Annotated in this window: 24 protein-coding genes; 5 read left to right on the top strand and 19 right to left on the bottom strand. The window is 48.7% G+C overall.

Annotation, left to right across the window (positions count from 1 at the left end; translation table 11 throughout):
* Positions 1-29: 29 nt before the first annotated feature.
* A complete protein-coding gene (locus CLV60_RS11325; RefSeq protein ID WP_106595513.1) occupies positions 30-842 on the bottom strand; it encodes a mechanosensitive ion channel family protein in 813 nt (270 codons plus the stop codon).
* A 220-nt stretch (positions 843-1,062) separates the two neighbouring features.
* Positions 1,063-1,392, bottom strand: coding sequence for a DUF6787 family protein (locus tag CLV60_RS11320; RefSeq protein ID WP_106595512.1), 330 nt, complete (start codon positions 1,390-1,392; stop codon positions 1,063-1,065).
* Positions 1,393-1,671: 279 nt separating this feature from the next.
* On the opposite strand from CLV60_RS11320, the gene CLV60_RS11315 reads away from it, so the two are divergent.
* The gene (locus tag CLV60_RS11315; RefSeq protein ID WP_106595511.1) at positions 1,672-3,048 is read left to right on the top strand and encodes an SGNH/GDSL hydrolase family protein; all 1,377 of its coding nucleotides are present in this window, start codon (positions 1,672-1,674) and stop codon (positions 3,046-3,048) included.
* Between the two features lie 32 nt (positions 3,049-3,080).
* Positions 3,081-4,850 carry a sialate O-acetylesterase gene (locus CLV60_RS11310; RefSeq protein WP_106595510.1) on the top strand — a complete coding sequence of 590 codons (1,770 nt, stop codon included), beginning with the start codon at positions 3,081-3,083 and terminating at the stop codon, positions 4,848-4,850.
* Between the two features lie 58 nt (positions 4,851-4,908).
* On the opposite strand, the gene CLV60_RS11305 is transcribed toward CLV60_RS11310, so the two are convergent.
* The 8 genes from CLV60_RS11305 to CLV60_RS34130 form a co-directional block, all read right to left on the bottom strand.
* Positions 4,909-6,444, bottom strand: a complete 1,536-nt coding sequence (locus tag CLV60_RS11305) for a PepSY-associated TM helix domain-containing protein (protein WP_106595509.1) — start codon at positions 6,442-6,444, stop codon at positions 4,909-4,911.
* A gap of 6 nt (positions 6,445-6,450) precedes the next feature.
* Complete coding sequence (locus CLV60_RS11300; protein ID WP_106595508.1) at positions 6,451-8,796, bottom strand: TonB-dependent receptor; 2,346 nt, start codon at positions 8,794-8,796, stop codon at positions 6,451-6,453.
* Positions 8,797-8,840: 44 nt separating this feature from the next.
* Entirely contained in the window at positions 8,841-9,218 is a 378-nt protein-coding gene (locus CLV60_RS11295) for a hypothetical protein (protein WP_106595507.1), read from the bottom strand.
* The gene (locus tag CLV60_RS11290) at positions 9,218-10,351 is read right to left on the bottom strand and encodes a cytochrome-c peroxidase (RefSeq protein WP_106595506.1); all 1,134 of its coding nucleotides are present in this window, start codon (positions 10,349-10,351) and stop codon (positions 9,218-9,220) included. The genes CLV60_RS11295 and CLV60_RS11290 overlap by 1 nt, the downstream gene beginning before the upstream one ends.
* 18 nt (positions 10,352-10,369) lie before the next feature.
* Positions 10,370-11,200 carry an MbnP family protein gene (locus CLV60_RS11285; RefSeq protein WP_229210923.1) on the bottom strand — a complete coding sequence of 277 codons (831 nt, stop codon included), beginning with the start codon at positions 11,198-11,200 and terminating at the stop codon, positions 10,370-10,372.
* 121 nt (positions 11,201-11,321) lie between these two features.
* On the bottom strand, positions 11,322-11,717 hold the full coding sequence (locus tag CLV60_RS11280; RefSeq protein WP_229210922.1) for a hypothetical protein: 396 nt from the start codon (positions 11,715-11,717) through the stop codon (positions 11,322-11,324).
* A gap of 103 nt (positions 11,718-11,820) precedes the next feature.
* A complete protein-coding gene (locus CLV60_RS11275; protein WP_106595505.1) occupies positions 11,821-12,474 on the bottom strand; it encodes a hypothetical protein in 654 nt (217 codons plus the stop codon).
* A complete protein-coding gene (locus CLV60_RS34130; protein WP_146151548.1) occupies positions 12,471-12,758 on the bottom strand; it encodes a DUF6452 family protein in 288 nt (95 codons plus the stop codon). The genes CLV60_RS11275 and CLV60_RS34130 overlap by 4 nt, the downstream gene beginning before the upstream one ends.
* 333 nt (positions 12,759-13,091) lie before the next feature.
* Here CLV60_RS34130 and CLV60_RS11265 point away from each other — a divergent pair, with 333 nt between their 5' ends.
* From CLV60_RS11265 to CLV60_RS11255, 3 genes are all read left to right on the top strand, one after another.
* Positions 13,092-13,712 carry a Uma2 family endonuclease gene (locus CLV60_RS11265; RefSeq protein ID WP_229210921.1) on the top strand — a complete coding sequence of 207 codons (621 nt, stop codon included), beginning with the start codon at positions 13,092-13,094 and terminating at the stop codon, positions 13,710-13,712.
* Positions 13,713-13,832: 120 nt separating this feature from the next.
* Positions 13,833-14,513 carry a MotA/TolQ/ExbB proton channel family protein gene (locus CLV60_RS11260; RefSeq protein ID WP_019944977.1) on the top strand — a complete coding sequence of 227 codons (681 nt, stop codon included), beginning with the start codon at positions 13,833-13,835 and terminating at the stop codon, positions 14,511-14,513.
* Between the two features lie 33 nt (positions 14,514-14,546).
* Positions 14,547-14,939: an ExbD/TolR family protein gene (locus CLV60_RS11255; RefSeq protein ID WP_106595503.1), complete on the top strand. Its 393-nt coding sequence runs from the start codon at positions 14,547-14,549 to the stop codon at positions 14,937-14,939.
* A 78-nt stretch (positions 14,940-15,017) separates the two neighbouring features.
* Here CLV60_RS11255 and CLV60_RS11250 read toward each other — a convergent pair whose 3' ends face one another.
* From CLV60_RS11250 to CLV60_RS11210, 9 genes are all read right to left on the bottom strand, one after another.
* Entirely contained in the window at positions 15,018-16,046 is a 1,029-nt protein-coding gene (locus CLV60_RS11250; RefSeq protein ID WP_106595502.1) for a Gfo/Idh/MocA family protein, read from the bottom strand.
* A 73-nt stretch (positions 16,047-16,119) separates the two neighbouring features.
* A complete protein-coding gene (locus CLV60_RS11245; RefSeq protein ID WP_106595501.1) occupies positions 16,120-17,952 on the bottom strand; it encodes a TonB family protein in 1,833 nt (610 codons plus the stop codon).
* A gap of 21 nt (positions 17,953-17,973) precedes the next feature.
* Positions 17,974-19,566, bottom strand: a complete 1,593-nt coding sequence (locus CLV60_RS11240) for a M56 family metallopeptidase (RefSeq protein WP_106595500.1) — start codon at positions 19,564-19,566, stop codon at positions 17,974-17,976.
* A gap of 14 nt (positions 19,567-19,580) precedes the next feature.
* On the bottom strand, positions 19,581-19,955 hold the full coding sequence (locus CLV60_RS11235) for a BlaI/MecI/CopY family transcriptional regulator (RefSeq protein WP_015812834.1): 375 nt from the start codon (positions 19,953-19,955) through the stop codon (positions 19,581-19,583).
* A gap of 155 nt (positions 19,956-20,110) precedes the next feature.
* Positions 20,111-20,734, bottom strand: coding sequence for a hypothetical protein (locus tag CLV60_RS11230; protein ID WP_106595499.1), 624 nt, complete (start codon positions 20,732-20,734; stop codon positions 20,111-20,113).
* Between the two features lie 156 nt (positions 20,735-20,890).
* On the bottom strand, positions 20,891-22,330 hold the full coding sequence (gene pyk / locus CLV60_RS11225; protein ID WP_106595498.1) for a pyruvate kinase: 1,440 nt from the start codon (positions 22,328-22,330) through the stop codon (positions 20,891-20,893).
* A gap of 27 nt (positions 22,331-22,357) precedes the next feature.
* Entirely contained in the window at positions 22,358-24,853 is a 2,496-nt protein-coding gene (priA, locus tag CLV60_RS11220) for a replication restart helicase PriA (protein WP_106595497.1), read from the bottom strand.
* Positions 24,854-24,895: 42 nt separating this feature from the next.
* Complete coding sequence (locus CLV60_RS11215; RefSeq protein ID WP_106595496.1) at positions 24,896-25,489, bottom strand: aminotransferase class IV family protein; 594 nt, start codon at positions 25,487-25,489, stop codon at positions 24,896-24,898.
* Entirely contained in the window at positions 25,476-26,480 is a 1,005-nt protein-coding gene (locus CLV60_RS11210; RefSeq protein ID WP_106595495.1) for an aminodeoxychorismate synthase component I, read from the bottom strand. The genes CLV60_RS11215 and CLV60_RS11210 overlap by 14 nt, the downstream gene beginning before the upstream one ends.
* Positions 26,481-26,580: the final 100 nt, after the last annotated feature.

Below are 26,580 nucleotides of genomic sequence, written 5' to 3'. Positions count from 1 at the left end.
GATGGTTCGAAGCTCTCGCTTCGGACCAGCTATTGCTTCACTGCGACGCTTAGTTCAGCCGGTTTTGGTGCCTGAATACCGTCGATCGCGAATTGGCGACTAATGCCTTCGTGGACATTATAATAGGTATCCCAATAAGTTTCGCTGGGCGTCCACACGCGCACATCAAAAAAGATGGCGTTTTCGGTGAGTTTGGTAACCAGAATGTCGTGTGAAACATCTTTTAATGCGGTAGGGCAGGCGTCAACCGCCTTCAGAACCGAGGCCCTGATTTTATCCACCCCGTTCTGGCTTCCGGCAGCGAACACCATATCGACGCGGATCTTGCCTTTCCCGGAAATATTGGTGATCGGTGACGTCGACAATGCCCCATTCGGGAGGATAATGGTCTTATTATCCGGCGTTACCAGGATGGTATTAAAAATCTGCACGCCTTCAACTGTTCCGGTAAATCCCTGTGCATTTATGAGATCACCCACGCGGTAAGGCTTGAAAATAAGAATGAGCACCCCACCCGCGAAATTCGCCAGGCTACCTTGTAATGCCAAACCTACCGCCAGACCGGCCGCACCGAGCACTGCCACGAACGAGGAAGTTTCGATGCCCACAATGCCTGCGATGCTCAGCAGCAGCATTACGTTGAGCAAAACAACGATCAGTGAGCTGAGGAAAGGCTGCACGTCACGGTCGACCTTGCGTTTTTCCATCACATTGCTGAGCATCGAGCTGATTTTGCCTACAATGAAACGGCCGATGATGAAAGCGAGGAGTGCAAGCAGGATTTTGCCGCCATAAAGTGTTGCCAGCGTCCAGATCTGCGCTTTGATAATGTCGAAATTCATGCCTTGTAGAGGTTTTGTTGATAAGATGTGAATTGTGTGAAACGTTTGTGACTGCTATTTGCATTCAGTTGCAAAGTCATTCATTCTTGGGACATTAGCAATGGGGGCGGCGAAATCTTGGAGTAGAAATTGTTCTATCGATGTAGTAGCGGCATCAAAAAAGGGTGAGCTATGGCTGTTTACCATTTGCTCACCCTTTGGGATATACTTTGTATTGCGCTTATTTCTTGAACTTGGCGGCGATCCAGCGGAACATTTTCTTCTCTTTTTCCCAGAAAAACGAGAACTGGCCTAGGAGAAAACCGTACAACAGCAACAAGCTCTGGTAAGTCGGGAAAATGAACAGAATGTAGGTAATGGTTTTGAGCCACATCGGCGTGGCGTCGTCATATCCGAGCAGATAGAAGAGTCCTTTCCGGAGCCATACTACCGAAGAACCCGACAAACTGAACACTGCGAGTACCAACAAAACCTGCCTGGTTGTTTCCAATCCCCATTTTTCCTGCATTTTACCCAACCAGGGCTGTGCATTCTTTTCTCCGCTTTGCATATATGTTATTGTATTGACTGCGACTGAATTTCCTGCAAAGAAACAACGCGAATCGCAAAAATCCTTGGTTTTAATGAAGGTTTAATAGCCGAGTTCGTGAATGGTGGTTAGTTAATGCGGGGCCGTGAATGCGGTAAAATTACCGTTCGGGTATCCATCCCGGTCATTAGGAGAGCGGATTGAAGTTACAAGCTAATTGTAGCCTAAACTTGAATTAATTGAATGAGACCGGGCTGGTCAGCCAGGCTTTCAGTTGTATCAATTTAAAATTCAAGTGCTATGAAAAAACTGTCTGCATTACTGTTTGCACTCACATCGAGCCTTTTCGCCTGTTCGCAGGAAGCGCAGCCGGATACTACCAACGACAATGTGGTCGATGCCATCGATAGTACAGAATTGCTTCCCAGCCTGCACCCGATCGCGAAATTTACCAGCATGCAAACCGGCCAGGTAGAAGTTCAACCATCCCTGAATTTTAACAAATGGAATGCACAGCAAGTCGGCCATGTTGATTTGAGCAACCTGAAAGGCTCCGATGCCACATTGCGAATGATCGCCGTCGGCGGCGGACTTACCGCGGGCGTTTGCAATGGCGGCCTTTACCGGGAGAGTCAGCAATTTGCCTATCCAAACCTGGTTGCCCACCAAATGGGCTTGACGGATTTTGAAATGCCGCTTTTCAGCGAGCAGGATTTCAATGGAACGGGCTATTACCTATACGATAACCCGTTAGCAAAATATCCTAAGTGGAAGAAGGTTATCAATAACCGTGCGCCCGTGACGGGTGGAGCGCCGCCAGTGTTGCCGAGGTATGAAGGGAATGCTTCGAATTTTGCAACGCCCTGGGGCGCTTCGACATGGCTCTCCTATCCCTATTGCGAGAAATGTATGACACAACCCTACGTGTCCCGTCTTTCAACTTTGAAAGCGACTCCTCAGTATAACGTTTTGAGCGAAATTTTGGAGAAGAGGCCATATAACTTTGTTCTGCTTGATGATTTTTTTGATAGATGGATACAGGGTCTTCAGGAAAATTCTCATATCAATCATTACACACTGAATTTCAATGGATCCATATACCTGAGTGGAACAATAACTGACTATACATTAAATGCCATTCTTGGTAAAGGTCAGCGGGGAGTAATTTTCACCGTCCCTCATTACCGGACGCTGCCTTACATGAATTGGTATAAAGTCAGTGAATTAATCGGTGCAAGTACAAATTCAGATGCTTCTTATTTGGTCCCCTCGCCATTCGTCAGCCGCATCTTCGAAAAACACGAACCCGGAAGCAAGTTTACTTCCAAACTCGATCCGCTATCTGTGATCGACGCTGAGGAAGCGCTTTTCTCCGATCCAGAAACTATGTACAACCCGAAAATTAAGGAGTATGCCGAAAAGCATAATCTAGCCGTCGTGGATCTGTACGAAGTTTATGAGAAAATCCATACCGGATCATATGTATCAGACGACGGCGTTCCCATCGACGGCACTATGAAGGGTAACTTCTTTTCAGCTGATGGCATTTACCCTACGGCTCTTGGACAGGCCATTATTGCGAACGAAACGATCAAGGCGATCAACGAAAAATATCACACACGCATTCCGCTGATTAGCATTAAGGATTTTGTGAAAACCATTGGTTTTAAGAATTGAGCCTATCCATACATTTAATTATGTAATGAATTATGAAAGCAAAAAATATCTTTATAATTCTGCTATGTGGGTTGGTGGGAAATAGTTCATTCGGGCAATTCGTTTTCCTTTCTTACCCTATTGAAAAAAGCGTCATACAGCGAAATGCCGCAAATACGGCCAGTGTCACAGTTGCCGGACAGGTCGTTTCGTCAAGCTTGTTGGCAACCGTGGGTTATCGCTTTCGCCCGTTGAGTGCTTCTGGCGTCGCAGGAGCAGCCGGACCTACTACCACGCTACCACTGACATCGAATGGAATGTTCTTTGGCACGACAATGATGTCCAAAGGGTGGTATCTATGCGAGATAATATACAATGGGATTGTCTACGCGAGTTCGCGATTCGGCATTGGAGATGTATTTATTATCGCCGGGCAATCCAATGGACAAGGTATGAATGACAAGACCTGGAATTTGCCGCCTACTACTAATTACCCCGAGTGGATTGTTGGGTCATCGGACAGCAAAAACTGTACGAAAAATTTACCGGAAATGTTCGGGAGTTTTTTCTCCTTCTCCAATGCGAACGACATAGTCAAGCATGGCAGCTTATCACCCACAGGAAATACAATCTGGTGCTATGGAGTGCTTGGAAAACTGATCTCCGACGCCAATGGGGGAATGCCGGTAGCCTTTTTCAACGCAGCCTCCGGTGGAAGCACCATCACGCAATGGTACCAGGGTTCACAGGGCTTAGCCGCTCCGAACGGGTATACCGGACTGCAGTTCTGTGATGGAGGAACGTTTCAGGGGCCATTCATCGGGCAGCCCTACACGCCATTGAAATCTGCACTGAATTACTACGGATCGATATTTGGCGTACGCGGTATATTGTGGCACCAGGGAGAGGCGGAATCGGATCCCAATCTGGGCGCGGCATACAAAGTGACCACTTCGGCCGACTACACGGCTAAATTGACGGCGGTTATCAATAAGTCGAAGGCAGATTTTGCATATCCTAATTTAACGTGGTTTATATCCAACGTTTCTGTAACAAATTGGCAGGGCCCTAACCCGACTATTCGCGCTGGTCAGACGTCGGCTGTAAATGCAGGTTCCGGTGTAGTGGGGCCGGATTCAGACTACGACGGTGCGGTTGTGACCCAGGGGATCTGGCGTAAAGACGGCACCCATTTCGAAGAATCTTACAATTCGTCGCTCACCTGGCTCGGCAATAAATGGTTCAACCAAATCGGTAACAATGGCGTTAAAATCGAGCACGGTTTCGTGCCTTCGCTTACCTATTTAAAAAATGGCAACCTCCGTTCGCTCACGGCTCCGGCTGGTTATACCGAGTATCGCTGGGGTAATGACATCAACGGCGCGATCGCCGGTGCGACGACAAATGTCTTTACCACAGACCAGTTTTATACCGGTATCAGATGTTTCATCAAAGATGCGAATGGCAATTGGCATGCATCGCAACGGGTGAATATCGGGCAGTTCAGTTCTCAGCGTGAGGGCAGCGAAACAGGAATAGTTGAAAAAGATGCTATCGCTGATTTTGAATGGAAAATCTACCCAAATCCGGCTGTCGGGGACGTGACGATCGAATTTGCAATAGCGGAGGATAACAGCCATGTAAGACTTGAAATATTGGATAGCAACGGCAGTGTCGTGCGGAAAATAGTCGAAAATCCGCATGCGAAAGGTCTCTGGAAATATCCTGTTAGTAATTTCGATGTCTTCAACGATGGAGTGCATTACGTTCGCCTCAAAGTGAACGAAACGTTTATGGCGAAAAAGATTTTGAAAGGACATTAAAAGAAGGCCGGGAACTGAAATCCCGACCTTCTATGAAAACACCTGTTTGTGATAAACGCTATTTAATCTTCAAAAACACCAGTAACCCCAGCACACTTACGATCAAAACGCTTGCAGCGGCAGCCGTCATCACACCATCCCGCGCATTCTTACCCAGAAAATCCAGGCCGCTGTATTTGTGCAGGAATGCGAAGCTGAAACCTTCGCGCCGGTTGCGATCTTCCACTTTCGTTGAAAGGCGGCTGGTAGTCGTTTCGATGTAATAGGTCGTGTGGTCGGGCGTGTCGTAGGCCAGTTTCACCACGGGCAGCCGTTTGTTTACGAAACCATATTCACCGGCGAAACTGGTTACCATAGATGCTTTTTCGACTTCCGCGTCCGAAATTGGAGAGGAAATTTGCGCTTCCATCAGGTCGCAGCAGCTTTCGGCGTTGCGCTCCTCCTGCGCGGCGAACTTGCGCGCGAGGTATTTGGCAAAACGGATGTTACCGCCTTCGAGTTTTTTGCCGTCGCGGATGTCGGTATAGTCCACCACTGTTTTGTCGGTTTCCCAATCTTTCCGAACGGTTTGCCAGAAAATGTTCTCTCCCCATTTGATCAGCCCGATATTGGTAACGCCTTTGAGGTCGACGATAGACGCCTGGGCTATTTCTTCCGTTTTGATCACCGGGTCGTAAACATATTTCTGCCGCTGGTCGGGGTCGAGCTTCTGAACGGCGTGGTAGGCGCCCGAGAATGCGAACGTGAATGTGAAAAGGCTGCACCAGATGCCGATCGAACGATGGTATTTGCGCAAAATGCCCCGCTGGTTGCCCGAACGACCGGTTTTGAATTTTTTCCACATTAACCCATAAACCACCACGCCTGCGACTGCCGAAAGGATAATGAGGCTCAGAAAGGTCACCATTACCGCAATGCGGATCGTATTGTTGGTGATCATATCCATAAAACCCCAGTTATGGAATGTGCCGAATATCCAGATGAACGCCTTCCGCCCGCTGTCGTTAAAGGTAGCGAAGCGGCTCTGACCGGTTTCGACATAGATATCCATTTTCCGGTCGTCGTCGAAGCTGATTTTCCACACGGGTAAAAACCGGTTCACGTATTTGTACTGATCGGTGAATTCGGTCAGCAGCGTGCTGGAAATGATCTTCGATTTCGGTTCACCGAGCATATAGCGAGCCATGTGTTCGGCATATTTCCGGTCACCGTCGGGCAATTCGGCTCCGGAGGCAGTATTGAAATACCTTAATTTATCGTCGACGCCCTTAACCTGGTACCACGCATTTCCCTGAAACTTGATCAGCCGGAAGTTTTTGAATTCCGTGATTTTGTTTTGCGTTAAAACCGGCCCGAGCTGTAACGTTACGTCGGCTGGGGCCACGGGCTCTGCCTTGTAAAATTCGTGCGCAATGGTCGTCTTGAACCAGTGCGACATGAACGGGTGCATCACACCCGAGGCCGTCCAGAAAATGGTAGGAACAAGTGCCAGCAGCCCTAATATGCGGTGCCAGCGATAAATGTTTCTGCGGATGGTCTTTTCGGCCTTTGCCTTGAATGACTCCCTGGGTTGTATGGCAATTTCCTCGATCATAATCTGTTATTTTTTGCCGGTGAAAGTGTATTGCACGCCGAAAACGAATGTCCGCGGTGCCGCAGCATTGTAGGTCGTGCGGTCGGTGGCGTTATTGCCCCGGGTCGCATTGGTGGCGTAAAGCACGTCGGTAAGGTTGAGGACGTTGGTGAACAGCTCGACGCCCTTCCAGTTGTAGCCGAATCTCATGTTCAAGATGTCATAACCTTCGTATTTGACCGAATTGATCTGGTTCTGATAGTAGGAAGCCACATGCTGCCATTCCACCGACGACCGGAAGTTTTTGAACCACTTGGGATAATAACTAAACTCCGTGTTCCAAAGCCAGCGAGGCGACGAAGGCATATCCTTGCCATTGACATTCTTCACCGCATCAGACTCGCGGCTGCTCAGGATGAACTCTTCATAGCGGTGAATGGCCGTAGTACCTCCGAATCGGAAGAAAAACTCCTTCGTCGGTTTGTAGGTCACGCCGAATTCCGCGCCGCGGTGCAAGGTTTTGCCGGCAGATTGATAATCGTAGGAATTATCCGGTAGCCGCACATTCAGCAGTTCGTTGCGGCCATTCATTTGATAAAATGCCAGGTCGATATAAACCTTATTGTCAAGCACGGACGCCCAACCACCGATTTCCGCGTTGTTGAATTCGGCTGGTTTCAGATTGTAGTAGAACAGGTCGCCGTTTTCTGCCGGTACGGTGCGTTTGCGGAAAACCGACGTGAGCCCCGGAGGAGAGAAGCCTCTCGAATAGTTGGCATAAATCCCTTTCCCTTTACCCAAATCATAAGTAGCGCCGATTTTCGGGGTAACCTTGCTGTATGATTTGTTGCCCGAGGTGTTATCGAGAAAATTGGTGTAGGTAAACGACATCCGGTCGTAACGCAAGCCCGCCGACACGCGGAGCTTTGGCAGCAGTTCGAAATCATATTGCGTGTAAGCCGCCGTATTCTTGATATCCGCGTCGTAATCCGCGTTTTTGATATCGGGCCGCTCTTTTACGATCGTGTATTTCTCGACCGATTTGCCGTCTGCACGTAACTGGGCCGCCAGATCGATCTGGTAGGACCAGTAGTTGGATGGCGAGAAATCAAACACGGCGCCGGTGATCAGTTTGGAATTAAGGAAGCTGAACCGCTGGCTGTGCTGGGCGAGTACGCCAAGACTTTTGAAATCGCTTGAATTGATTTCGCCTTTTGCAGTTGTTTGCCCTGACGTCCAGCGAATGCCGTAATTCGGGTTCTGGCCGTGTTCATTTTTCCTGGCAAATGCGGTTAGGAATGTCTGCGAGCCATTTTTCCAGTCTTTTTCAAGGGTAAGCCGACTTCGCAGCGAGCTTACTTTGCGGTAGGTAAAATCGGTGGTACTCACATACTGCCGCGAGTAAAATGCAAGGCTGTCCACACTGCCGCTCGTTTGCGAATCATATTTGCTGTAAGCCAATGTGTAAATCAGCCGCGTCGACGGCGTGAAATGGTATTCTAACCGTGCGTTGATCGCGTTCTTGTCGTAATCGCTGCTTTTCATCCAGGCGTCGCGCTGGTTGGCAACGAACCCGCCCACGTAAACGCCGAACTTCCCGATCATGCCGCCTGCACCATATTGAATGCGCTTGTAGCCCCACTGGTCGGCTTGCACACCGATTTTGGCGGTTGGCAGGAGGGTAGGGCGCTGCGTGATAAAGTTGATCGCGCCACCCACTGCTTCCGGGCCGTAAATAGAGGAAACAGGGCCTTTTACCACTTCCACCGAGCTGATCGCAAACTGGTTGAATTCCAGGATTGAGTTGTGGTTGAAGACGCCCATCGGCCGGATCGGGACGCCGTCTTCCATGTACAGGAAATAGGCATTGGTGGTAAATGGTTGCCGGATCGCCATTGAATGCTGCTCGTTGCCGAGGTTCACCATCATCACGCCGGGTACTTTGTTCACAATTTCGTACATGGCCGTCGGTTTGGCCTCATCGATCATCCGTGGAGTCAGTTTGGAGATAGCGATCGGACTCTCCGTGCGTAATGTCGCTTCACGGTTACCCGTCACGACAACCGATTGCAGGTTTTCAGTAGCCGCATCCAGTCCGATTTTAATGCGCTTGCCCTCTTCTATCCGGACCTCTTTGGCAGAAAACCCGATGCTGGAAATACGGAGTACCGCATTGGAAACCGCATTATTGAATGCAAAATGGCCATTGTTATCCGTGGTGGTGCCGAGATTGGCGGAAACGATTTGCACGGTCGCCCCCGGAATGGGTTCTTTGGTCTGGGTGTCGAATACACTGCCTTCGATGCCCTGCGCGACAGCCGCGTGCGCGCATACATACAGGAATAGCGCCTGTAAAAATATTTTCAGGTTCATTATAATGCTTTAAGAGATTAAAATTCAGTTAGGTATCATGAATTTTATCTCCTGGGCGGGCGCAGCAATTTGCCGACTGGGGCTGAGTAGAAAAGTAACTGATGGAAGAAACGAACCGGTTCGCGGAATTCGACTGTCTCCGGTTCAAAGCTGTAAGAATAGGGTTGGGGGGTAAATAGCTGGATAACAGGCGTGTTGTGGACTTTCTCCGAAGTCTCCTTATCCTGCTTTTCCTTTTGCTGTTTGAGTTTTTTGGCCAGGTAACACTTGCCGTCGCAATGCAGGTCGGGGCGTTTCCGGTTTTCGCAAAGCACCCTGGCAATGTATTCCCGGTTCAGTTTAAAGTACGCGATCGTTCCCCACGGACTGAGCGTGGGTAGCATAATAGCTGCGAGCAATATGTATGCTATGAATGAGCGCATTAAAAAGAGGTTCCTACACCGGGATCGGAAAAACGCTTGTCTTTGATGAAATCGTCGTCATTTAATGTTTTCAGAAATGCAATGATAGACTGCTTTTCTGCCGTCGTCAGGCTGATCCCGCGTTTTTGCCCAGCTACGTTCAGCAGCGGGTCCAGAGTCGGGGAAACGTAAATACTGTCCTTGCTGCCCGGCTTGTCGTTTGCGTAGTGGTCGAGCACCTGTTCGAGTGTCGTGAAACGGCCATCATGCATATAGGGAGCGGTCAGGCCCACATTACGCAGACTTGGTACCTTGAATTTCAGCCGGTCGTTATCATTTAAAGTAATGGCATACCGGCCCTGATCGTTGATTCGGTTGGGTACCAGGCCATTGTTTCTGAATTTCTGGTCTGTAAAAAGCTCGCCGGCATGGCAGGAGGCACATTTTTGTTTGAAAATGGATAAGCCATCTTTTTCCTGTGCTGTCAATGCGGAAGCGTCGCCGCGCAGGAAATAGTCATAACGGGACGTAGCCGAAACCATCGTCATCATAAACTGTGACAGCGCCTGCATCATCCGGTCGGCCGTAATACTATCGCTGCCGAATGCCGCCTTGAACATTTTGGGATAATTCACCTGCTTGGCGGCACCTGCTACCGGCGTTTTTTTCAACTTTTCGATCACATTGCCGACCCGCTCGTCCATTTCCACCTTATTTTGAATAGGCACCGGCGGCACCATGTCCATATCATGCACGCCGCCATCCCAAAAAAAGGAGGTATTCCAGGCCATATTCTGTACAGATGGCGCATTCCGCGTACCGATCCTGTCGTCCACGCCGTGGCTGAGGTCATGTCCATGGTGCGTAAATGCAGCCTGTTGCTGGTGGCACGTCCCGCAGCCGATGTTGTCCGTCCGCGAGAGAATGCCATCATAAAAAAGGAATTTGCCTAGCTCGACGCCTTCGACCGTCAGCGGATTTTTGGATAAATCATAGACCGGATCGGGGAAATAGGAAGGCTTCGTCCATTGCAATGGCGTAGGGGTATTGTCCGTCGGCTTAGGCCCCGGGTCGTCGGTACTGCTCTTTTTGCAAGAAACAGCCAACGCCAGCAGCGCTGCCAAAAAGCTCAATATGCCCGTAACCTTCCTCATTTCGTTTGCCAGTGTATTTTAGTTGATCTTTATTTCTTTGACATGGAACATCCCGGCGTAGTTGTCGGCGACGTACCTCGAAGAATCGGTAAACATTAGCGATGAGCTCTTCTTGATACTCAATGGCGTGCCGCCGTTGAAAATTTTCTGAATATCGGCCTGAATGAGTACGTTGGAAACAATGCTCGTCGTCACGATCGCCTTCTGGCCAGGGAAAGTCAGTTTGACGGTCCTGAGATTATTGATCGTCTTTTCTGTTCTACCTCCGAAAAAGCCAATGTGGTAATAGTACTTGCCATTTGCGGTCGTTGCCGAATCGGAAGAGCCTTCCATTTTCATGAAAATATAGCCCGGATTCCAGTCCCAGTACATCGCTTCTTCATTGGTTGGGCCTGAGTAGATGTCCAGGATCCCCTTTCGTCCAGGTGAATCCGGCTCCATCACGCTACGCAGGCTGTCGACGCCCACCATAAACTCAACGCCCGTGTAATCACCTGTCAGCACATTCCGGATCGTCAGTTTCTGCGACTCCTTATTCGCCTCACGGATCAGAAAGTAGCTCGAATCCTGTGGTACTGTAAACACGCTGCCATCCAATTTGATGAGTTTGATATTCGAAATGTAGTAGTTGAGTTTGCTGACCGTGAAATCCTCTCCCGCCGCATTCATATATTGTGTGGTATTGAGCTGCAAATCTTTATCACCCACGATATTATCGAATTGCAGCTGAATCGTGCCGGTTTCAATGGGATCAGTATCGTCGTTTTCGTCCGGGAAAGAGCAGGAAACCATCAGTAACCCGGAGGCCAACGCCCATGCCGATAACCATGAAAATGTTCTTTTCATCATATGTGTTTTGAAAAATAATGGTTCACACGCATCCGATGGGCGTGCATTAAGCCGACAAAATTGCAAACAGAATCTGTTCCAACTAATGCTAGAACTGCAAATGGGGTGATTTTATGCTAAATCAGACGAGCGGGGGATGAAAAATATCGTCCACCGCAATGCGGGGTGTGAAGCAATTGGCAAGAGAGAAAACCGCTCGCGGAAGCAGTTCGACGATAACAGGTTGCTGCGCAAAGGAAAAATCCGTGCGCTGGTCCATTACCTGGTCAATCAGGCGTGACATGTACGTTTTTTCAGCCTGACGTTTTTCCTGTTCGTCCAGCGCGGCGATGCGTTTGGCGAGGTAGCACTTGCCATCGCAATGCATTTGCGGCCGGTTTCTGTTTTCGCAAAGGTTGGCAACGATGTATTCGCGCCGGATCTCAAAATCCAGGTACAACAAAGGAATCACCCACACTTTGACCAACATGAGGCCAAGCAGGCTGAGGGATATCCATTGTCTTGCAGAATTTCTCACAATATCAGAAACGAACGAGCCGGTTTGAGTGGTATTTGTTCGAGCAAAGGTATGTATGAAAAGGTTAAAAAAGGTGGTTTTCTTAACTGCGATATACAACTCACTACGGTAATCTGTAGTAGAGCTGAAATGAAAGACCTCCGGAATAAAGAAAACGGTTATTGAGCAACGGCGGTGTGTACCCGAAACCGGGGTAATACTGCACGTAAACGGAGGCTTTGGTACGCCGCCCCATCACATTTCGTAGTAAAAATCTGAGAGAAAGGTAGCGGCCTAGTTTGAGATCGTAGGCAATATAGCCCTCCCAGCCTATTGCGACATTATTCCTTTCCTGAAAAGAACCTTCATAATCGCCGAATGTAGGCCCATCAAACACAAATTTTCCACTGTAACTGGCAAACGAGATGATAGGGCCATAACCGACGCTGATAAACCTTGAGCGATGTTGGAACTCGTATGAAGCCCGGAAATAAGCCCCCTGAAAATTCTGGGACGGATCGAATTCGTCGTACTGACGGGTAGAACCCTTTGCAAAGCCCGCACCGATCACAACACTTGCGTCCGGTCTTTTGATATTAAAGTGATAGTAGGGCTCAACGATGATCGTTTTTCGAATGTAATACCAATTTGGGAGGGCATACGTGGGCACACTATTGATCACATCGAGTCCAAGGTAACTACCCCTGGTACTGTCCTGCTGTGCGTAGGTTGTAAATCCTAGCGAGACGATAGCGACGAGGACGACGAGTGTTTTCATTCTTTGATCTCTACATAAATTCCTGTGGAAGTATCTTGCGCGCCCACCTCCCAGCTATTCGGTGTAATGTAGGTGCCATACCGCACCTCCACTTTTTTGAACGTTGAGCGATGCGTACGACCATCCCGCGGCTTGTTAGCATTCACTACAAATCCGCAATCACCCTTATAGCGGAACTCCCGTTCATAAAAGATTGTCAAGGTGTCGGCGGTTTTTTTGCTGCCTTCATATTTGTATACATATGTAGTGCTATCAGCCCGCAGGGAAATTGGGAATGAATGCATTCCTGTAATATTTTTGGATACGAGCTGTCCTATTGAATCCAGCGCATTCAGCGCGAAAACGGAGTCTACCTTCGCGGAGTCCAGAAGTGTGTTTGTGGAGCGTATAACAACTGTCAGTTCTTGTTGCGGACCGCAGAAGACACAGCCGAGCAGCAAGAGCGATATAAACATTGGAATTGTTGACCTCAAATATTTCATGAAGATTCCATCTTTTTGTGTTTCCAGGAGACACAATTTCTTGAAACATCGTTGCCCTCCGCAGGATAATCGGTGTTTAAATCAGCACTTAGTGTGGGACATTAAAGGTATATTTGAGAAAAAGCACACTATAATATGGCAGCACCTGCATTAGCACTTTCACAACAGATCATGTACTCAGAAGAGGAATATCTCCGGCTTGAAAACGACGCTTTTGAAAAGAGCGAGTATTTTCAGGGGCAGATTATCAAAATGGCCGGGGCGGCGCCGAATCACAATCGGGTTAAGGAAAATGTAATCGGGGAGATTTATCCGGTTTTGAAAAAGGGTAAGTCATGCAGAAGCTCTTCGAGCGACCAGCGGATTCACATTCCGGCGAATTCGCTTTATACTTATCCCGACATTGTCATCGTCTGTGGGCCGAACAAGTTTTCGAAACTGGACCGTATCACGATTATTAACCCATCCGTGATCATTGAAATCCTCTCCGCTTCCACTACTGACTACGACCGTAGCCTTAAATTCAAATTGTACCGAGACATTGAATCCTTGCAGGAATATGTGACAATAGATTCCCGGAAAGCCAGTGCTCAGGTTTTCCGCCGGATGCCCGATAATCAGTGGATCCTGGCCGATGACGCATTCTCCCTTACCGAATCAATTACGATTCGAACAATCGGCGCTACGCTGCAAATGGCCGACCTCTATGAGGGTACCGAGAATGTAAGCAATCTCTTGCCCCCGTCCGAAGAGTAATTTTCCTATATTTGCCCTTTGAACAATAAGGGGCATTATGCTCCGTTTAAGATCAAAATTGTTTTTGAATAGAATCGACCTCTGTTTCATTCGCTTAACCATTCACTTTTTATTTCTGATATGATGCTTCTGCAAGCACTTACTGACTCTACTGCGGCTGCACCCGTCGCTGAGCAGGGCCTTTCTGTAATCGATTTGCTCGCCAAAGGGGGGTGGGTAATGTTGCCACTGGGGCTGTTGTTCCTGGCCACGCTGTTCCTCATTATCGAACGTTTCCTGGGTATCGGCGCCAATGGCAAGATTGAGCCGCAATTTGTCGACAATGTGAAGGATTTTATTCAGCAAGGAAATTTGAAATCGGCGGAGTCGCTTTGCAGAAACCAGCGTAATGCAGCGGGCCGTATTCTGGAAAGAGCTATCGGTCGCATTGGTTACCCGATCAAAGACATTGAAACTACGATTGAAAACGCCAGCCAGATCGAGATCCAGCGTATGGAGGGCAACCTGCCGTACCTGGGGGTGATCGCGGGTATCGCGCCAATGCTCGGGTTCGTGGGTACAATTTCGGGTATCATCCGTATTTTCTACGACATTTCAATCTCCAACGACTTTAATATCAGCACCATCGCAGGGGGTATGTATGAGAAAATGATCACTTCCGGATCCGGTCTGATCATCGGTCTGATCGCCTACGCGGGTTACCACTTGCTGAACATGAAAATCGACCGTTTTGCATTGCGCCTGCAAATGGCCGCATCCGATTTTCTGGATGTGCTTTCAAAGCCAGTGGCTGCAAAATAGATATTCAAGGGACAACCCATTACATTTTCCAATATGAAAATACGTCGGAAGAGCCGGTTTGCTCCGGAGGTGTTCACGCACTCGCTCAACGATATCATGTTCTTCCTGTTGCTGTTCTTTTTGATCATCTCCACGATGTCCAATCCGAACGTGATCAAACTGATGCTGCCCAAGGCATCGGCTACGCAACAGATGTACAAAAAGCAGATTACACTTTCGGTAGATGAGCATAAAGCCTATTTCATCGATAAGGAGCCTGTTCCTTTCGATAACCTGGAAACGCAGTTGCAAAGTATCTTTGCCGGTGTGGAAGAACGCACGGTCGTTTTGCGGGTAGATAAGAACCTCGCGGTGCAGGACCTGGTGGATGTACTCGAAATCGGAGCCAAGAACGATATCAAAATGGTAATGGCTACGGCTAAATAAAATTTTGGAGGAAAGGAGGAGGGAGGAAGGAGAATGGAAAAGGGCTTGAAGAGTTGATCTTCAAGCCCTTTCTCGTTGCTATTGATTGGCTGCGCTTTGGTAGATTTGCTCCACGATGGATTGCAGGATGGCTCCTTGCTCTCCGTCGCAAATGTTGGCAGATTGGCCGTCGCAGAGGTCCAGGAAAGCGGTTGTGTTCTGCAATTGAGCATCGATTTCACCCAAATGCGGGAAACGGATATCGGCTAGTTCACCTGCGATTTCGGTATGTACCGATAGCGGAAATAGTTTAGCTCCGCCTTTTGTTCCGAAAACTTCCAGGTTGATGGTCTCCTCCTGCTCCATGTTTAGTGCAAATGAGGTGGATAATGCAATGCTGACATTCCCTGGAAACGACAGATGCGCGAAACACGCATCTTCTACTTCAAATGTTGCAGGGTTCCAGGCTCCTTTCAGGCCTTTTCCACCGGTTTTACCAATGAAATCATATGTGTTGGCTACAATACGGGTAGGATGCTGATAACCCGTGAGGCCTAGCGCCAAATCGAGGATATGCACGCCGAGGTCGATCAATGCACCGCCTCCCTGGATCGTTTTATTGGTAAAATTACCCCAGCCCGGAATGCCCCGGCGACGGAGGTAGTTGGCCTTGATGTGGTAAATGTCGCCCAGGCTGCCTAGCTCATGATATTTTCTCAGCGTCGTGTATTCCGGCGCGTGGCGGCGCTGGAAGTTGTAAGCCAGGGTTAAGCCCTTCTTTTTGGCCAGATCGGCCATTTCACGTGCCTCGCTGGCGTGCATAGCCGGCGGTTTTTCACAAAATACATGACAGCCGTTTTCAAGCGCCTGCATGGTGAACGGATAATGCAGGTTATTGGCCGTGCAGTTGATCACGATGTCCGGCTTGCCTTCGCTCCGGTACATTTCGTCGGGGCTGTCGTAGGCAAGCGGCACGCCGTGCTTGTCGGCTAACGCCTGTGCTTTATGGATGTCGCGGCTGCATATCGATACGGCCTTGACGCGATCGGACAGTTTGGCTAATGCCGGAAGATGGTTCTGGTCGGCAATATGCCCGCCGCCGATGATGGCGGCTTTCAGGATTGACATGAATCGGAAGAATAGGTTAATTACTCTTCCAAATATCAGGATTTAAGGGCAGAAAAGTGGCTGAAATACGAGTTTAATAGGTTTTACGGTATTTCAGTGGTGTATAAGTCCACGAGGGAGTTGCGTAAACGCGGCTGGTTAGTCCATATCTGATTTGCTTGTATTTGCCCGTTTGCGGATCGTTATGTTCGTTGGCCTGAGTTTTTGGGATGACGGTCCATGGACCATTCACGGCAATATCCGTAAACTTTCCCCATTTATAGAGGTTCAGCTTCCCGTTGAAAAAGGCATCTATTTCCTCCATATTCGGAACCGGTGAAAAGCTGTTTGATCTGAAATTTAAAAAGCCTTGGCGTTTGTCCTGGTTTTCTTTATCCAGTTTAAAATTGACTTCCAAAGTATATTCCATTTCGACCGGCCTCCCGTTCTGCACTGCTGGGCTCCATTTCGGCATTTCGTTTACAACGCGCAAGGCCTCTTTATCAATGCCATAGCCAATGTTTTTCAGACTTTTGGCATTGCGGATATCGCCGTTTTTATCGACTGTGAAAGACACCAGAGCGATCGCCTCCACATTTATTTTGCGAGCTGCTTCCGGGTATTGCAGATTTTGCACAAGGTATTGCATTAATGCCTCGTTACCGCCCGGAAATGAGGGCCGTTGCTCAACTATTTTCATTTCATCACCGACTGGCGCAGTGGTTGAAGGAGGTGTAGTATTACCGTCGACTATCGGCCGACCGACAACTACCGGGCCTGTAATTTGGTTTACAGCCTTTTTGACGATCAGTCCGAGTTCCTGATTATTATCTGTGAGCTTGAATTCCTGCGTTTCATACGCAACGTGTGTGATCACGAGCTTGGAATTGGCTGGTACGTCGCGCAACTCAAACCGGCCGTCGCTACCGGTGGTTGTACCGCGGGTCGTTCCCGCTATGATGACGGCAGCATCCTCGACCGGTCCGTCGGTTTCATCGATAATGAGCCCTCTGACACGTATCGTCTTTTCAACCTCCGCTTTGAGCTGATCGATCGCCTGCAATGGGTATGGGGAAGCCGAGGTGGCGACCGAACATGCGACAACCGATAGGACCATCAGGTATTTGGTCAGCAACCACCGTGAACTGCGTTTTTTGTAAATCATCCGGATCCTGCTTTTTAGTAGTGAGGAATTGAAAAAATGATTGGCAATGGTAATGCCGGGGCTGCGCATTGCGTAGGCGACCAGGAATGAGGCATAGTCGTTCCGGTTCGGCACCGACTGATCGGCCAGGTATTCGTGGACGGTTTCTATCGAGCGTTTGTAAAGCCAGACAACCGGGTTAATCCAGAAAACGATTTTCAATAGCTCGATCAACAGGATATCCGCTGTGTGCCATTGCCGGATATGCTCACACTCGTGCCGGATGATTGTGTCGGGATTGTGGTGGTAGTCATGGGAACTTAGAAACAGCCAGCGAAAGAATGAAAACGAGCTCCCGCTCCGACTGGTGCGGTTTTCGGGCAACATCATTAATGTGTAATCGCCCATATCGAATCTTTCACTTTGGCCTATCATTTTGCGGATCGTGAAGAGGCTTAAAGTGAATTTCCAGACCATGATCAATGCGCAGACGACATAGAGCCCGGATACCCAGACCCATAAGTTAATACCTGTTTCCGGCGTTTGGTCGGCGATTACGGCTACGGAGATCGTGGCTTTCTGGTACACGGTCTCCGGAACGTAGATAGTCGTAACCGGCTCCGCAAAATGGATGGCAGGCAATGCAAATGCAATCAGCAGCGTGCTCAGCAGGTAAAAACGGTTCCAGTGAAAGAAGGTATGTTTTCGAAGCAAAAGCCAATAGCAAGCATAAAAAAGCAGCCAGTACATATTGACTTTTGCCAGATAGAGGAGCGTTTCCATGCAGGGCGGTGTTACAGAGGGCTATTTGCTTTTGGTAATGATTGAAACGACACCGTTCGCCCCTTTTGAGCCATAGATACTCGTAGATTGCGGATTTTTAAGTACGCTGATGCTCTTGATTGTATTGGGATCCAGCGCTTTGATCTGGCTGCCGTCTTCCAACATTTCGCCGTCCAATATGTATAGAGGCTGGTTAGCCGCAAATGCCGGTTCTCCTTCCGGCCAGCGTACTTGTATTCTTGATTCAAATTTATCCCCAGTTTGCATTTCAGGCTGTGCTTCGAAAGTCTCACCTTGCAGTATGGTTTCCTCTTTCGGTTTTTGAATTACGGGCTGTGACACTGGCTTGAATCCGACAATCGTTGTTTCGCCGTCGGTATTTGCGTCTTCGCCTACTTCCGCGAGTTGGAAATTGATGGGAACCGTGAATTTCACACTAACGGCTTTTCCACTCTGCTTGCCCGGGGTCCATTTAGGGAATTTGGAAATCACCCGGACCGCTTCTTCGTCGCATCCGTAGCCAATTCCTTTCAGGACTTTTACATCTTTGATATCTCCTTCCGACGTCACAATGAAATTGACAAAGACCTTGCCTTGTATACCGGCCCTCGATGCGGATGAAGGGTAATGGATCTTCCGACCAAGAAACTTAAACATTTCTTCGTTGCCGCCGGGATATTCCGGCTGCTCTTCCACAACTGTGAAAATCCGTTCGTTATCACCTGCTTTTGATTCCGTCTTTACTACCTCATTCTCCTTTGAAACCTGGCTCTCGCAGCCGGCGACGAAAAGTGCGCTGGTTCCGATCAGTGTTGCGGCAACCACGTAGGTGCCCAGCATCCATTTGGATGTGCGGTTCTTATAGATCATCTGAATACGGTTTTTTAATTGAGATGGTTTGAAAAAGTGGTTCGTCAGCGACGCGACAGGCGCGTTGAGCGCATATGCTACGAGAAACTGAGCGTAATATTCACGGTTCGGGGCTTGCGCATCGGCCAGGTACTCGTGAATTTCTTGCAGCGACCGCTTGTACAACAGCAGCACCGGGTTGAACCAGAAAATGGTTCTTATAATTTCAATCAGAAGAATATCCAAACTGTGCCGCTGTTCGGTATGCACCATTTCGTGCCGCAAAATGGCGTCGAAGTGGTTTTCATAATCATTACGGTTAATGACGATCCATTTCAGAAACGAGAACGAACCCACCTGGTTAGAGTCGATCAGGATCACCGTGCAGTCTTCCAGCTCAACACGCTCGCCTGAACGCAGGTATTGCGCGAGTTGAGCGATGTTCCTTGCCAGTTGCGTAGCAGCTACGGCGAGTCCGGCGATGTAAATCATTGTAAGGATCTGCATCCATGTCCAGGCTTCGGGTTCTTCCGGCTTCGTTCGGATCACGTTGAATGTGGAGGCAGTCACCTCGTATATCACGGGCAGTTCGGGTGCTGAGGCCGGGTAAATGATCTCAGGCAGTGCGAAGGCAATGAAGAGGGAGCCCAGCAAATACCAGCGGTTCCATTGGAAGAACGTGTGCTTGCGCAGCATCAACCAGTAACAGAGGTACAGCAACACCCAGTAAAGGCTCACCTTGCCGATGTATATGAAATTTTCCATGGCTAACAGACGGTTTACTGGTCGTTTTTATGTTGGTTAATCAGCTTCATGATCTCGTCCAGGTCTTTGGTGTTCAGATCATTATCCTTTACAAAAAAGGAAACCAGGTTCGGCAGCGAATTGTCGAAGTAGTTAACCATCAACTGCTTCATTTCGTGTCGTTTATATTCCTCCTCCGAGATAAGGGGGTAGTATTCGTGCGTTTTCCCGTACGCATTGTAGCCTACCACCTCTTTCTTCTCGAGAATGCGGATGATCGTGGATACGGTGTTGTAGGCCGGTTTGGGCTCGGGCATTTCGGCAAGGATGTCTTTCACAAAAGCCTTTTTCAGCTGCCAGAGAATTCTCATGACCTCTTCCTCTGCCCTCGTCAGGTTACGGATTTCCATAATGTTTCTTTCTTTAAAATGGGTTATAAGTAATGGGTAATTCAAATGTATTACTATTTTGTTAGTTTCAAAACTATTTTATTAGTTATTGTAAAAAAATAAAAACCATCACTGTGGTATGTGACGGTTTTGGCTGATTATCAGTTGTTTATTTTCTATGCAAATTTAAACCCTCTACTCCGGAGATGCTGGCCTACGTTGCATAGTGCATTTGGCATTAGCAAAACTTCATTATTCCAGTCAAAGGTTGTCCAATTGCCAGGTGTGGCGATCATTACTTTCTTTGTTTTCGTGAAGAACCAAATCACTTTTCCTACTCCAAATTCGAGCAGCTTCATTGTCTTCAACGTCACATATTCACTTTCGGCGGCATCGTTAAGTTCCACACGCGTGTCCACTTCAATGCATACTGCTGGGGGAACCTGTGCATAATTTAGATTGATTTGGTCTATGGTGAGAATATCGTAATCAAAAACCATAATATCCGAAGCGAGATTGTTTCTTCTATTAATATGGAGGCCTGGCTCATTAGTGGCAATCAGATACTTACTTTCGTCGACTGAACGAAAAAGGATGCGAACCAGATAGGTAATGATAAATGTCTGTATCGTACAGCAACCCATAATGCCATCTTCATTCATATTGCCGGCGAGCACTTCCCGGTAGCCTTTGTAGTAGTAAGGCTTTCCATCAATGATCTCGCGGATCAATGAATTAGGAATGCTTTCTTCAAGGGCATTTTCCGGAATGTCTCGGCCTGGTGTAGGTGAAGCAATCATAGTCTGATCGTTTAGCTCATAATCGAATATACAAAATTTATCTCCTGATTTTCAATCCAATGTGCAGGGTAACGTGCTCAATGACCCTGCGGCCGAAAAAGCAGAAGGGCGACGGAATGTGATTCCGCCGCCCTTCTAATATGGTCTTCGTAATGCTTATTCTACCACACTCAACTTCACCGTATTCGTCTTGCGCTGTCTGGAAACCGGCATGCTCAATGTGTTGATGAACACGTCGCCTTTCTGCAATTCGCCCTTTTCTACGAGGAAAGTTTTGATGTCCTCGATGAGGTCGTCAGTCGAAACACCCTGGTCGCGATCGTAGTAGAATACCTTGGTACCCCAGTACAATGCCAGCTGGTTCATCAGCATTCTGTTCGATGTGAAGATCAGCAAGTTGGCTTTCGGACGGTGGTGCGACAGGCGGAAAGAAGTATAGCCCGAGCGGGTGATACCGATGATCGCCGCAGCCTGCGTATCACGTGCCAGACGGCATGCGCTCATTACCACGTTGTCGTTCAGCTTGTATGCACCTGGTGAATCGTTAACGGCTGCATGGTGTTTGAAATAGATGCTGTTGGCGCTCGCTTCCACTTTTTCGATGGTGCGGCTCATGCTTTCTACGGCCAGGATAGGATATTTACCCGAAGCCGTTTCTGCCGAAAGCATTACGGCATCAGCGCCGTCGAGTACCGAGTTAGCCACGTCGTTCAGCTCGGCGCGGGTTGCGCGTGGGCTTTCGATCATGGATTCCAGCATTTGCGTAGCCACAATTACGGGCTTGCCGGCACGGTTGCATTTTTCAACGATCATTTTCTGGATCATCGGAACCTCTTCGGCAGGAAGCTCAACCCCGAGGTCACCACGCGCCACCATGATAGCGTCGGTAGCTTCGATGATCTCGTCGATATTGAGGATTGCCTCAGGTTTCTCGATTTTCGCAACAACGCGGGCATGTTTGCCTTTGTTGGCGATATATTCCTTCACTTTCGTGATTTCCTCGGCAGTACGTACGAACGACAATGCGATCCATTCCACATTGTTTTCCAGGCCAAAGTCCAGGTCTTCCCAGTCCTTAGGCGTTACCGAAGGCATAGAAACCTTTGTATTAGGGAGGTTAACGCCTTTCTTGGATTTCAGGTAACCACCATAGATAACCTCGGTGATCACGTCACTTCCATCGATGCCTGTTACCAGCACTTCCAGTTTACCATCATCCATCAACACGCGGTCACCGATCTTCACATCATTGTACATTCCGTCGTAAGGCGTGCTCACTTTCTCGGCGGTACCGAGTACCTCTGTGTTGGAAAGGATGAGTTTTTTGCCAGGTTCGATCAGAACGCCGTCTTTTTCAGCCACCAGACCGATACGAATTTTAGGTCCTTGCAAATCTTGAAGGATAGCCAGGTTAAGGCCATGCTCTTCGTTGATCTCGCGGATGTTGGTAAGTCTTTGCAGGTGGTCAGCGTGGGAGCCGTGGGAGAAGTTGAGACGAAACACGTTCACTCCTGCTTTGGCCAATGCATATAATGTTTCTTTCGATTCCGAGGTCGGGCCTACGGTTGCAACAATTCTGGTTTTTTTGGAAGACATAAAGTTAATGTGCAGTAAATGATGTTTTTATAAACAATCCACGTCGATCACGACCTGGATGCTTTTTAGCGTCTTGTCAGTCAGAGTGTCAATTACTTTTTCCTGTATAAATGACTTTGCCGCCTTAAAATTAATCTTTTCTCGTTCAAGTTTGATGAGAATATCGAACAAAAACTGATTTCTTACTCTTTCGACCAGTGGCGGCTGCGGCCCCAGAACCCTGCTGGCACCCAAATGCGACGTCAGTTTTTCGGCCAGTACTTTCGCAGCCCTCGCGGCAGTTCCTTCGTCGATATGCTTTACAGTAACCTTGATAAGCCGCGTAAATGGCGGATAGCTGAACCGCTCTCGCTCTGCGATTTCGGTCTCGTACATTCCCTCGTAGTCATTGTTGATGATCTTTTCGAGCAATGGCTGCGACGGATTTGCGGTTTGGATCAGCACCTTCCCGGGCTTGTCCGCACGCCTTCCCGCCCGCCCGCTCACCTGCGTAAGCATCTGGAACGCCCTTTCCGAAGCACGGAACTCGGGGAAGTGGATAATGCGGTCCGCGTCGAAAATGCCGACCACGCTCACATTGTCGAAATCGAGGCCCTTACTGACCATCTGCGTCCCTACCAATATATCAATGCCTCCTTCTTCAAACTCGGAAATGATTTGCTGATAAGCGTTTTTAGCACGCGTGGTATCCAGGTCCATGCGCTGCACACGTGCCTCGGGGTACATTACATTGATCTCCTCCTCTATTTTTTCGGTCCCGTATCCCATCGTTTTCACTTTGGGCGAGCCGCAATGCGGGCAAGTCCGCGGCACCTCTTCCTTATGCCCGCAATAATGGCAGCGGAGCTCGCGCGCTTTCATGTGGTAGGTGAGGCTCACATCGCAATTGGCGCATTCCGAAATCCAGTTGCATTCCTCACATTGCAGGTAAGGGGAGTAGCCGCGACGGTTCTGAAAGAGGATGGTCTGTTCCTTATTTTTAAGGTTGTATTCCAAATGGCTGAGGAGCACGGAAGAAAACTCGTTCTTCATCTGCTTCTGCCGCTTTTCCTTTTTGGTATCGATCAGCTCAAAACGCGGTAATGCGGCATTCCCAAAACGCTGCTTCATTTCTACGAGCCCGTACCGGCCGCTTTGCGCGTGGAAATAGCTTTCCAGAGAAGGCGTCGCCGAACCGAGCAGTGTTTTACCCTTGTGCATGTACGACATAATCACTGCTACGTCGCGTGCATTGTAGCGCGGTGCAGGGTCGTGCTGCTTGTAGGAGGTTTCATGCTCTTCGTCCACGATAATTAAACCGAGGTTATCGAATGGCAGGAAAATGGCCGAGCGTACGCCCACCACAAATTGGAATTTGCCATCCAGAATGCCTTTCCAAACTTCTACCCGCTCATTGTCGGAGAATTTGGAATGGTAGATGCCCATTACATCCCCGAATACTTTCCGGAGCCGGATCACAATCTGTGTCGTCAGCGCGATTTCAGGAAGGAGGAACAATACCTGCGTACCGCTTTCGAGCGCCTGTTTGATCAGCTCGATATAAACTTCGGTTTTACCGCTGCCCGTGATGCCGTGCAGAAGTACCACTTCCTTCTCGCGGAAAAGCTCGTGGATTTGCCGAGAAGCTTCTTTCTGGGTTTCGGTGAGCGTAATGATGCCCATGTTGCCCATGGGGATCTCGTCGAAGCGGGAAACGAAGATTTCGAACTGTTCGAAAATGCCTTTTTTGATGAGCGTATTCAACGAGGCGTCCGAAATGGTATCATCCTGGCTGAATACCGATTTATCCAAACCCTTGTAGTTCAAATCCGGGTTGTTGTAAACCGGAATGAAACTGAGGTATTTCAAAAGGATTTCCTGCTGCTTGGGCGTTTTGTCGAGGTCGGCGGCGAGCCTGGAAAGCGCTTCATTAGAGGTATAGGTGGCTGTCAGTCTGATTTTCTTCGCGACTTTCGGCTTATAGCGTTCTTTTACTTCTTCATACAAAATCACCGCCCGTTTCCCGACCAGCGATTTGATAATCGAAGTTATATTGGACTTCTGCAAAAGCCTTTCCACTTCTTCATAGGAGAGTGTCTGATGCTTTTTAATTTCTTCCACGACAAGAATCTCCTGGTCGGTCAGCAGCTCTTCATATTCAAATTCGGGATTTAGCTGAATTCTCGATTGACTGGTGATTTTCAAGCCAGCCGGCAATGCCACATTCATTACTTCGCCGATATTGCACAGGTAATATTCAGCCACCCAGGCAAAAAGTTCGAGCTGCTGCTGGGTCACGATGGGCTGTTCGTCGAGCAATTCCAGAATATACTTCGCCTGGTATTTCACCGGCGGGTTGGAATGCAGCTGGGCCACCACGGCCGTAATCACCCTTTTCTGACCAAACTGCACGATTACCCTCGCCCCGACCTTGATCAGCGAAGCCATTTCCCGCGGAACCCGGTACGTAAACAGGTTCGGAATCGGTACCGGCAGGATCAGATCGGCAAATAAGGTGATTTCTTCCTCGAATAGGGAGGTCATGGATTCAATGCTTTAATTCGGGCGCAAGTTCGCAATTTGTGGTCAAGCAATCAACGAAACATCGAGCGTTGCGGCATGCGCCCAGTCGACCATCGCGTTGAAAAGCCGTATCTGGCTGAATGATTTTATATCACTTTCGCGAATGTCCGTAGTTTCAATAATGCCCTGGTCGAGCAGTAATGCACGCTGGGTGCCAGGCAGGAGCGGGCTCACGGGGGTGAGCCAGCGGTTACCGTCACGGAACGCGACATTGCAAAAGTTGGAGTCGGTTACCAGCCCCTTCCTGATGATCAGTATCTCGTCCGCGTCCCCGCGTTGCGCGTAAAGTGCATTCAGGGAGTCGCGGTTGTCATATTTGTACCGGTAGTCGATTTCATCGTGATAAACCCGCCTGATTTTGCGGATTGCACGGCGGGAATAAGGTTCCCACCTGATATTGTCGACCTTCTTATCGTAGGCAATGCGGCATTTGTGCATAGTGTCGTCGACCTGGTCGGGAACGGGAAGCAGTTCGGCTAAATCCCAGTTATCATCATAACCCCACAATTCCCGGCGGGTTTTGTTGAGGCGTGCTTCGTGGTACGACAGGTTTTTCAATTGCCGGTGTTCTACGCAAATCGTTTCAAAGCACAGCATGCGGGGTGTGGCTAAATGGGAGATAAACTTTATCAATCACTTCCTGGTATTCACTTCTTGCATTGCTTAATGCCGTAATTCCACCCCCGCTTTTGAAAACCAGTTGTTGATCCTCTTGCTCGATAAAACGGATCATTACCGCGCTTTCAAAGTTTTCTCCATCAAAATACCCCATCACCCCGGTGTAATAACCACGGTTATATTCTTCGGCCTCCCGAATGATTTCCAGCGTGCGTGGTTTCGGGGCGCCGGTAATGGAGCCGGCAGGTAGCAGTTTTTTCAAAAGATCACCGTATTCACCATTGAAATTGGTTGGTAAAATACCCGCAATTTCAGAACTCACCTGTAAAAGAGTTTTGTCGGAAGCCTGAATACGATCGATATAGCGATAGCGCTCCACCCAGACTTTTTTAGCCACCATACTGAGATCATTTCTAATCAAATCGACGATCGTGGCGTGCTCGGCAGCTTCTTTGTAATCTGAAAGTATGACTTGCTCCGCATTCGGTACCGAGGCGTCGATGGTGCCTTTCATCGGAAACGAGGCAATGCGGTTGTCCTGAATGCGTACGAAAATTTCGGGAGAGAAACAGACGAACCGATTCTTGAATAGCAGCCGGTAAGGTGCTTCGCTATGCCGGAATATCTGTTTCAACGTGAGGTTGGTGTCGATCGGCGTCGGTACTGAAAGGTTCACCAGGAATGAGTTGCCGGCATTCAGATGGTGCAAGACACAGTCGAATTTGGGCTGGTAATCCTTAAAAGCGAGCGGATGCTTGTCGAACTGAATGTGTTCCGGAAGGTCGTCGCCGAATGCCGCCGTATCATTGGTAAAGCCATTCAGATTGAAGAGGATCTCCTCTGGATCGACGTCGCCAAGTTTCCAGGCAAGCGGTTTTTGGAATTGGTAGTCTACCAAAAAAAAGAACGGGGTTTTGGCTTTGCCCCATTCATTCAGTTTCTCCGTAAAGTCCCCGGCCGCGTTTTCCAAGCTAAAAAGTGGTATTATCAGACTTTCTGAACAGTGAGCTAATTTACAAAGTTCAGAAACCAATAGCTAAATTAGAGGGTTAAAAGACTAAGGGCGGCCG

It is taken from the genome of Dyadobacter jiangsuensis (assembly GCF_003014695.1).
In the GTDB taxonomy this organism is placed as follows: Bacteria; Bacteroidota; Bacteroidia; order Cytophagales; family Spirosomataceae; genus Dyadobacter; species Dyadobacter jiangsuensis.
The sequence above is the reverse complement of the archived record's forward strand: the minus strand, read 5'-3'. Positions and strand labels throughout refer to the sequence as shown.

Excerpts from the sequence above, each read along its gene's own strand:
- CLV60_RS11245 (WP_106595501.1), bottom strand. The coding sequence starts at position 17,952 with ATGGAAACGCTCCTCTATCTGGCAAAAGTCAATATGTACTGGCTGCTT.
- CLV60_RS11215 (WP_106595496.1), bottom strand. The coding sequence starts at position 25,489 with ATGCTGTGCTTTGAAACGATTTGCGTAGAACACCGGCAATTGAAAAAC.
- CLV60_RS11240 (WP_106595500.1), bottom strand. The coding sequence starts at position 19,566 with ATGGAAAATTTCATATACATCGGCAAGGTGAGCCTTTACTGGGTGTTG.
- CLV60_RS11275 (WP_106595505.1), bottom strand. The coding sequence starts at position 12,474 with ATGAAAACACTCGTCGTCCTCGTCGCTATCGTCTCGCTAGGATTTACA.
- CLV60_RS11295 (WP_106595507.1), bottom strand. The coding sequence starts at position 9,218 with ATGCGCTCATTCATAGCATACATATTGCTCGCAGCTATTATGCTACCC.
- pyk (WP_106595498.1), bottom strand. The coding sequence starts at position 22,330 with ATGTCTTCCAAAAAAACCAGAATTGTTGCAACCGTAGGCCCGACCTCG.
- CLV60_RS11300 (WP_106595508.1), bottom strand. The coding sequence starts at position 8,796 with ATGAACCTGAAAATATTTTTACAGGCGCTATTCCTGTATGTATGCGCG.
- CLV60_RS11265 (WP_229210921.1), top strand. The coding sequence starts at position 13,092 with ATGGCAGCACCTGCATTAGCACTTTCACAACAGATCATGTACTCAGAA.
- CLV60_RS11290 (WP_106595506.1), bottom strand. The coding sequence starts at position 10,351 with ATGAGGAAGGTTACGGGCATATTGAGCTTTTTGGCAGCGCTGCTGGCG.
- CLV60_RS11260 (WP_019944977.1), top strand. The coding sequence starts at position 13,833 with ATGATGCTTCTGCAAGCACTTACTGACTCTACTGCGGCTGCACCCGTC.
- CLV60_RS11250 (WP_106595502.1), bottom strand. The coding sequence starts at position 16,046 with ATGTCAATCCTGAAAGCCGCCATCATCGGCGGCGGGCATATTGCCGAC.
- CLV60_RS11320 (WP_106595512.1), bottom strand. The coding sequence starts at position 1,392 with ATGCAAAGCGGAGAAAAGAATGCACAGCCCTGGTTGGGTAAAATGCAG.
- CLV60_RS11255 (WP_106595503.1), top strand. The coding sequence starts at position 14,547 with ATGAAAATACGTCGGAAGAGCCGGTTTGCTCCGGAGGTGTTCACGCAC.
- priA (WP_106595497.1), bottom strand. The coding sequence starts at position 24,853 with ATGACCTCCCTATTCGAGGAAGAAATCACCTTATTTGCCGATCTGATC.
- CLV60_RS11230 (WP_106595499.1), bottom strand. The coding sequence starts at position 20,734 with ATGATTGCTTCACCTACACCAGGCCGAGACATTCCGGAAAATGCCCTT.
- CLV60_RS11235 (WP_015812834.1), bottom strand. The coding sequence starts at position 19,955 with ATGGAAATCCGTAACCTGACGAGGGCAGAGGAAGAGGTCATGAGAATT.
- CLV60_RS34130 (WP_146151548.1), bottom strand. The coding sequence starts at position 12,758 with ATGCATTCATTCCCAATTTCCCTGCGGGCTGATAGCACTACATATGTA.
- CLV60_RS11325 (WP_106595513.1), bottom strand. The coding sequence starts at position 842 with ATGAATTTCGACATTATCAAAGCGCAGATCTGGACGCTGGCAACACTT.
- CLV60_RS11305 (WP_106595509.1), bottom strand. The coding sequence starts at position 6,444 with ATGATCGAGGAAATTGCCATACAACCCAGGGAGTCATTCAAGGCAAAG.
- CLV60_RS11310 (WP_106595510.1), top strand. The coding sequence starts at position 3,081 with ATGAAAGCAAAAAATATCTTTATAATTCTGCTATGTGGGTTGGTGGGA.
- CLV60_RS11285 (WP_229210923.1), bottom strand. The coding sequence starts at position 11,200 with ATGATGAAAAGAACATTTTCATGGTTATCGGCATGGGCGTTGGCCTCC.
- CLV60_RS11315 (WP_106595511.1), top strand. The coding sequence starts at position 1,672 with ATGAAAAAACTGTCTGCATTACTGTTTGCACTCACATCGAGCCTTTTC.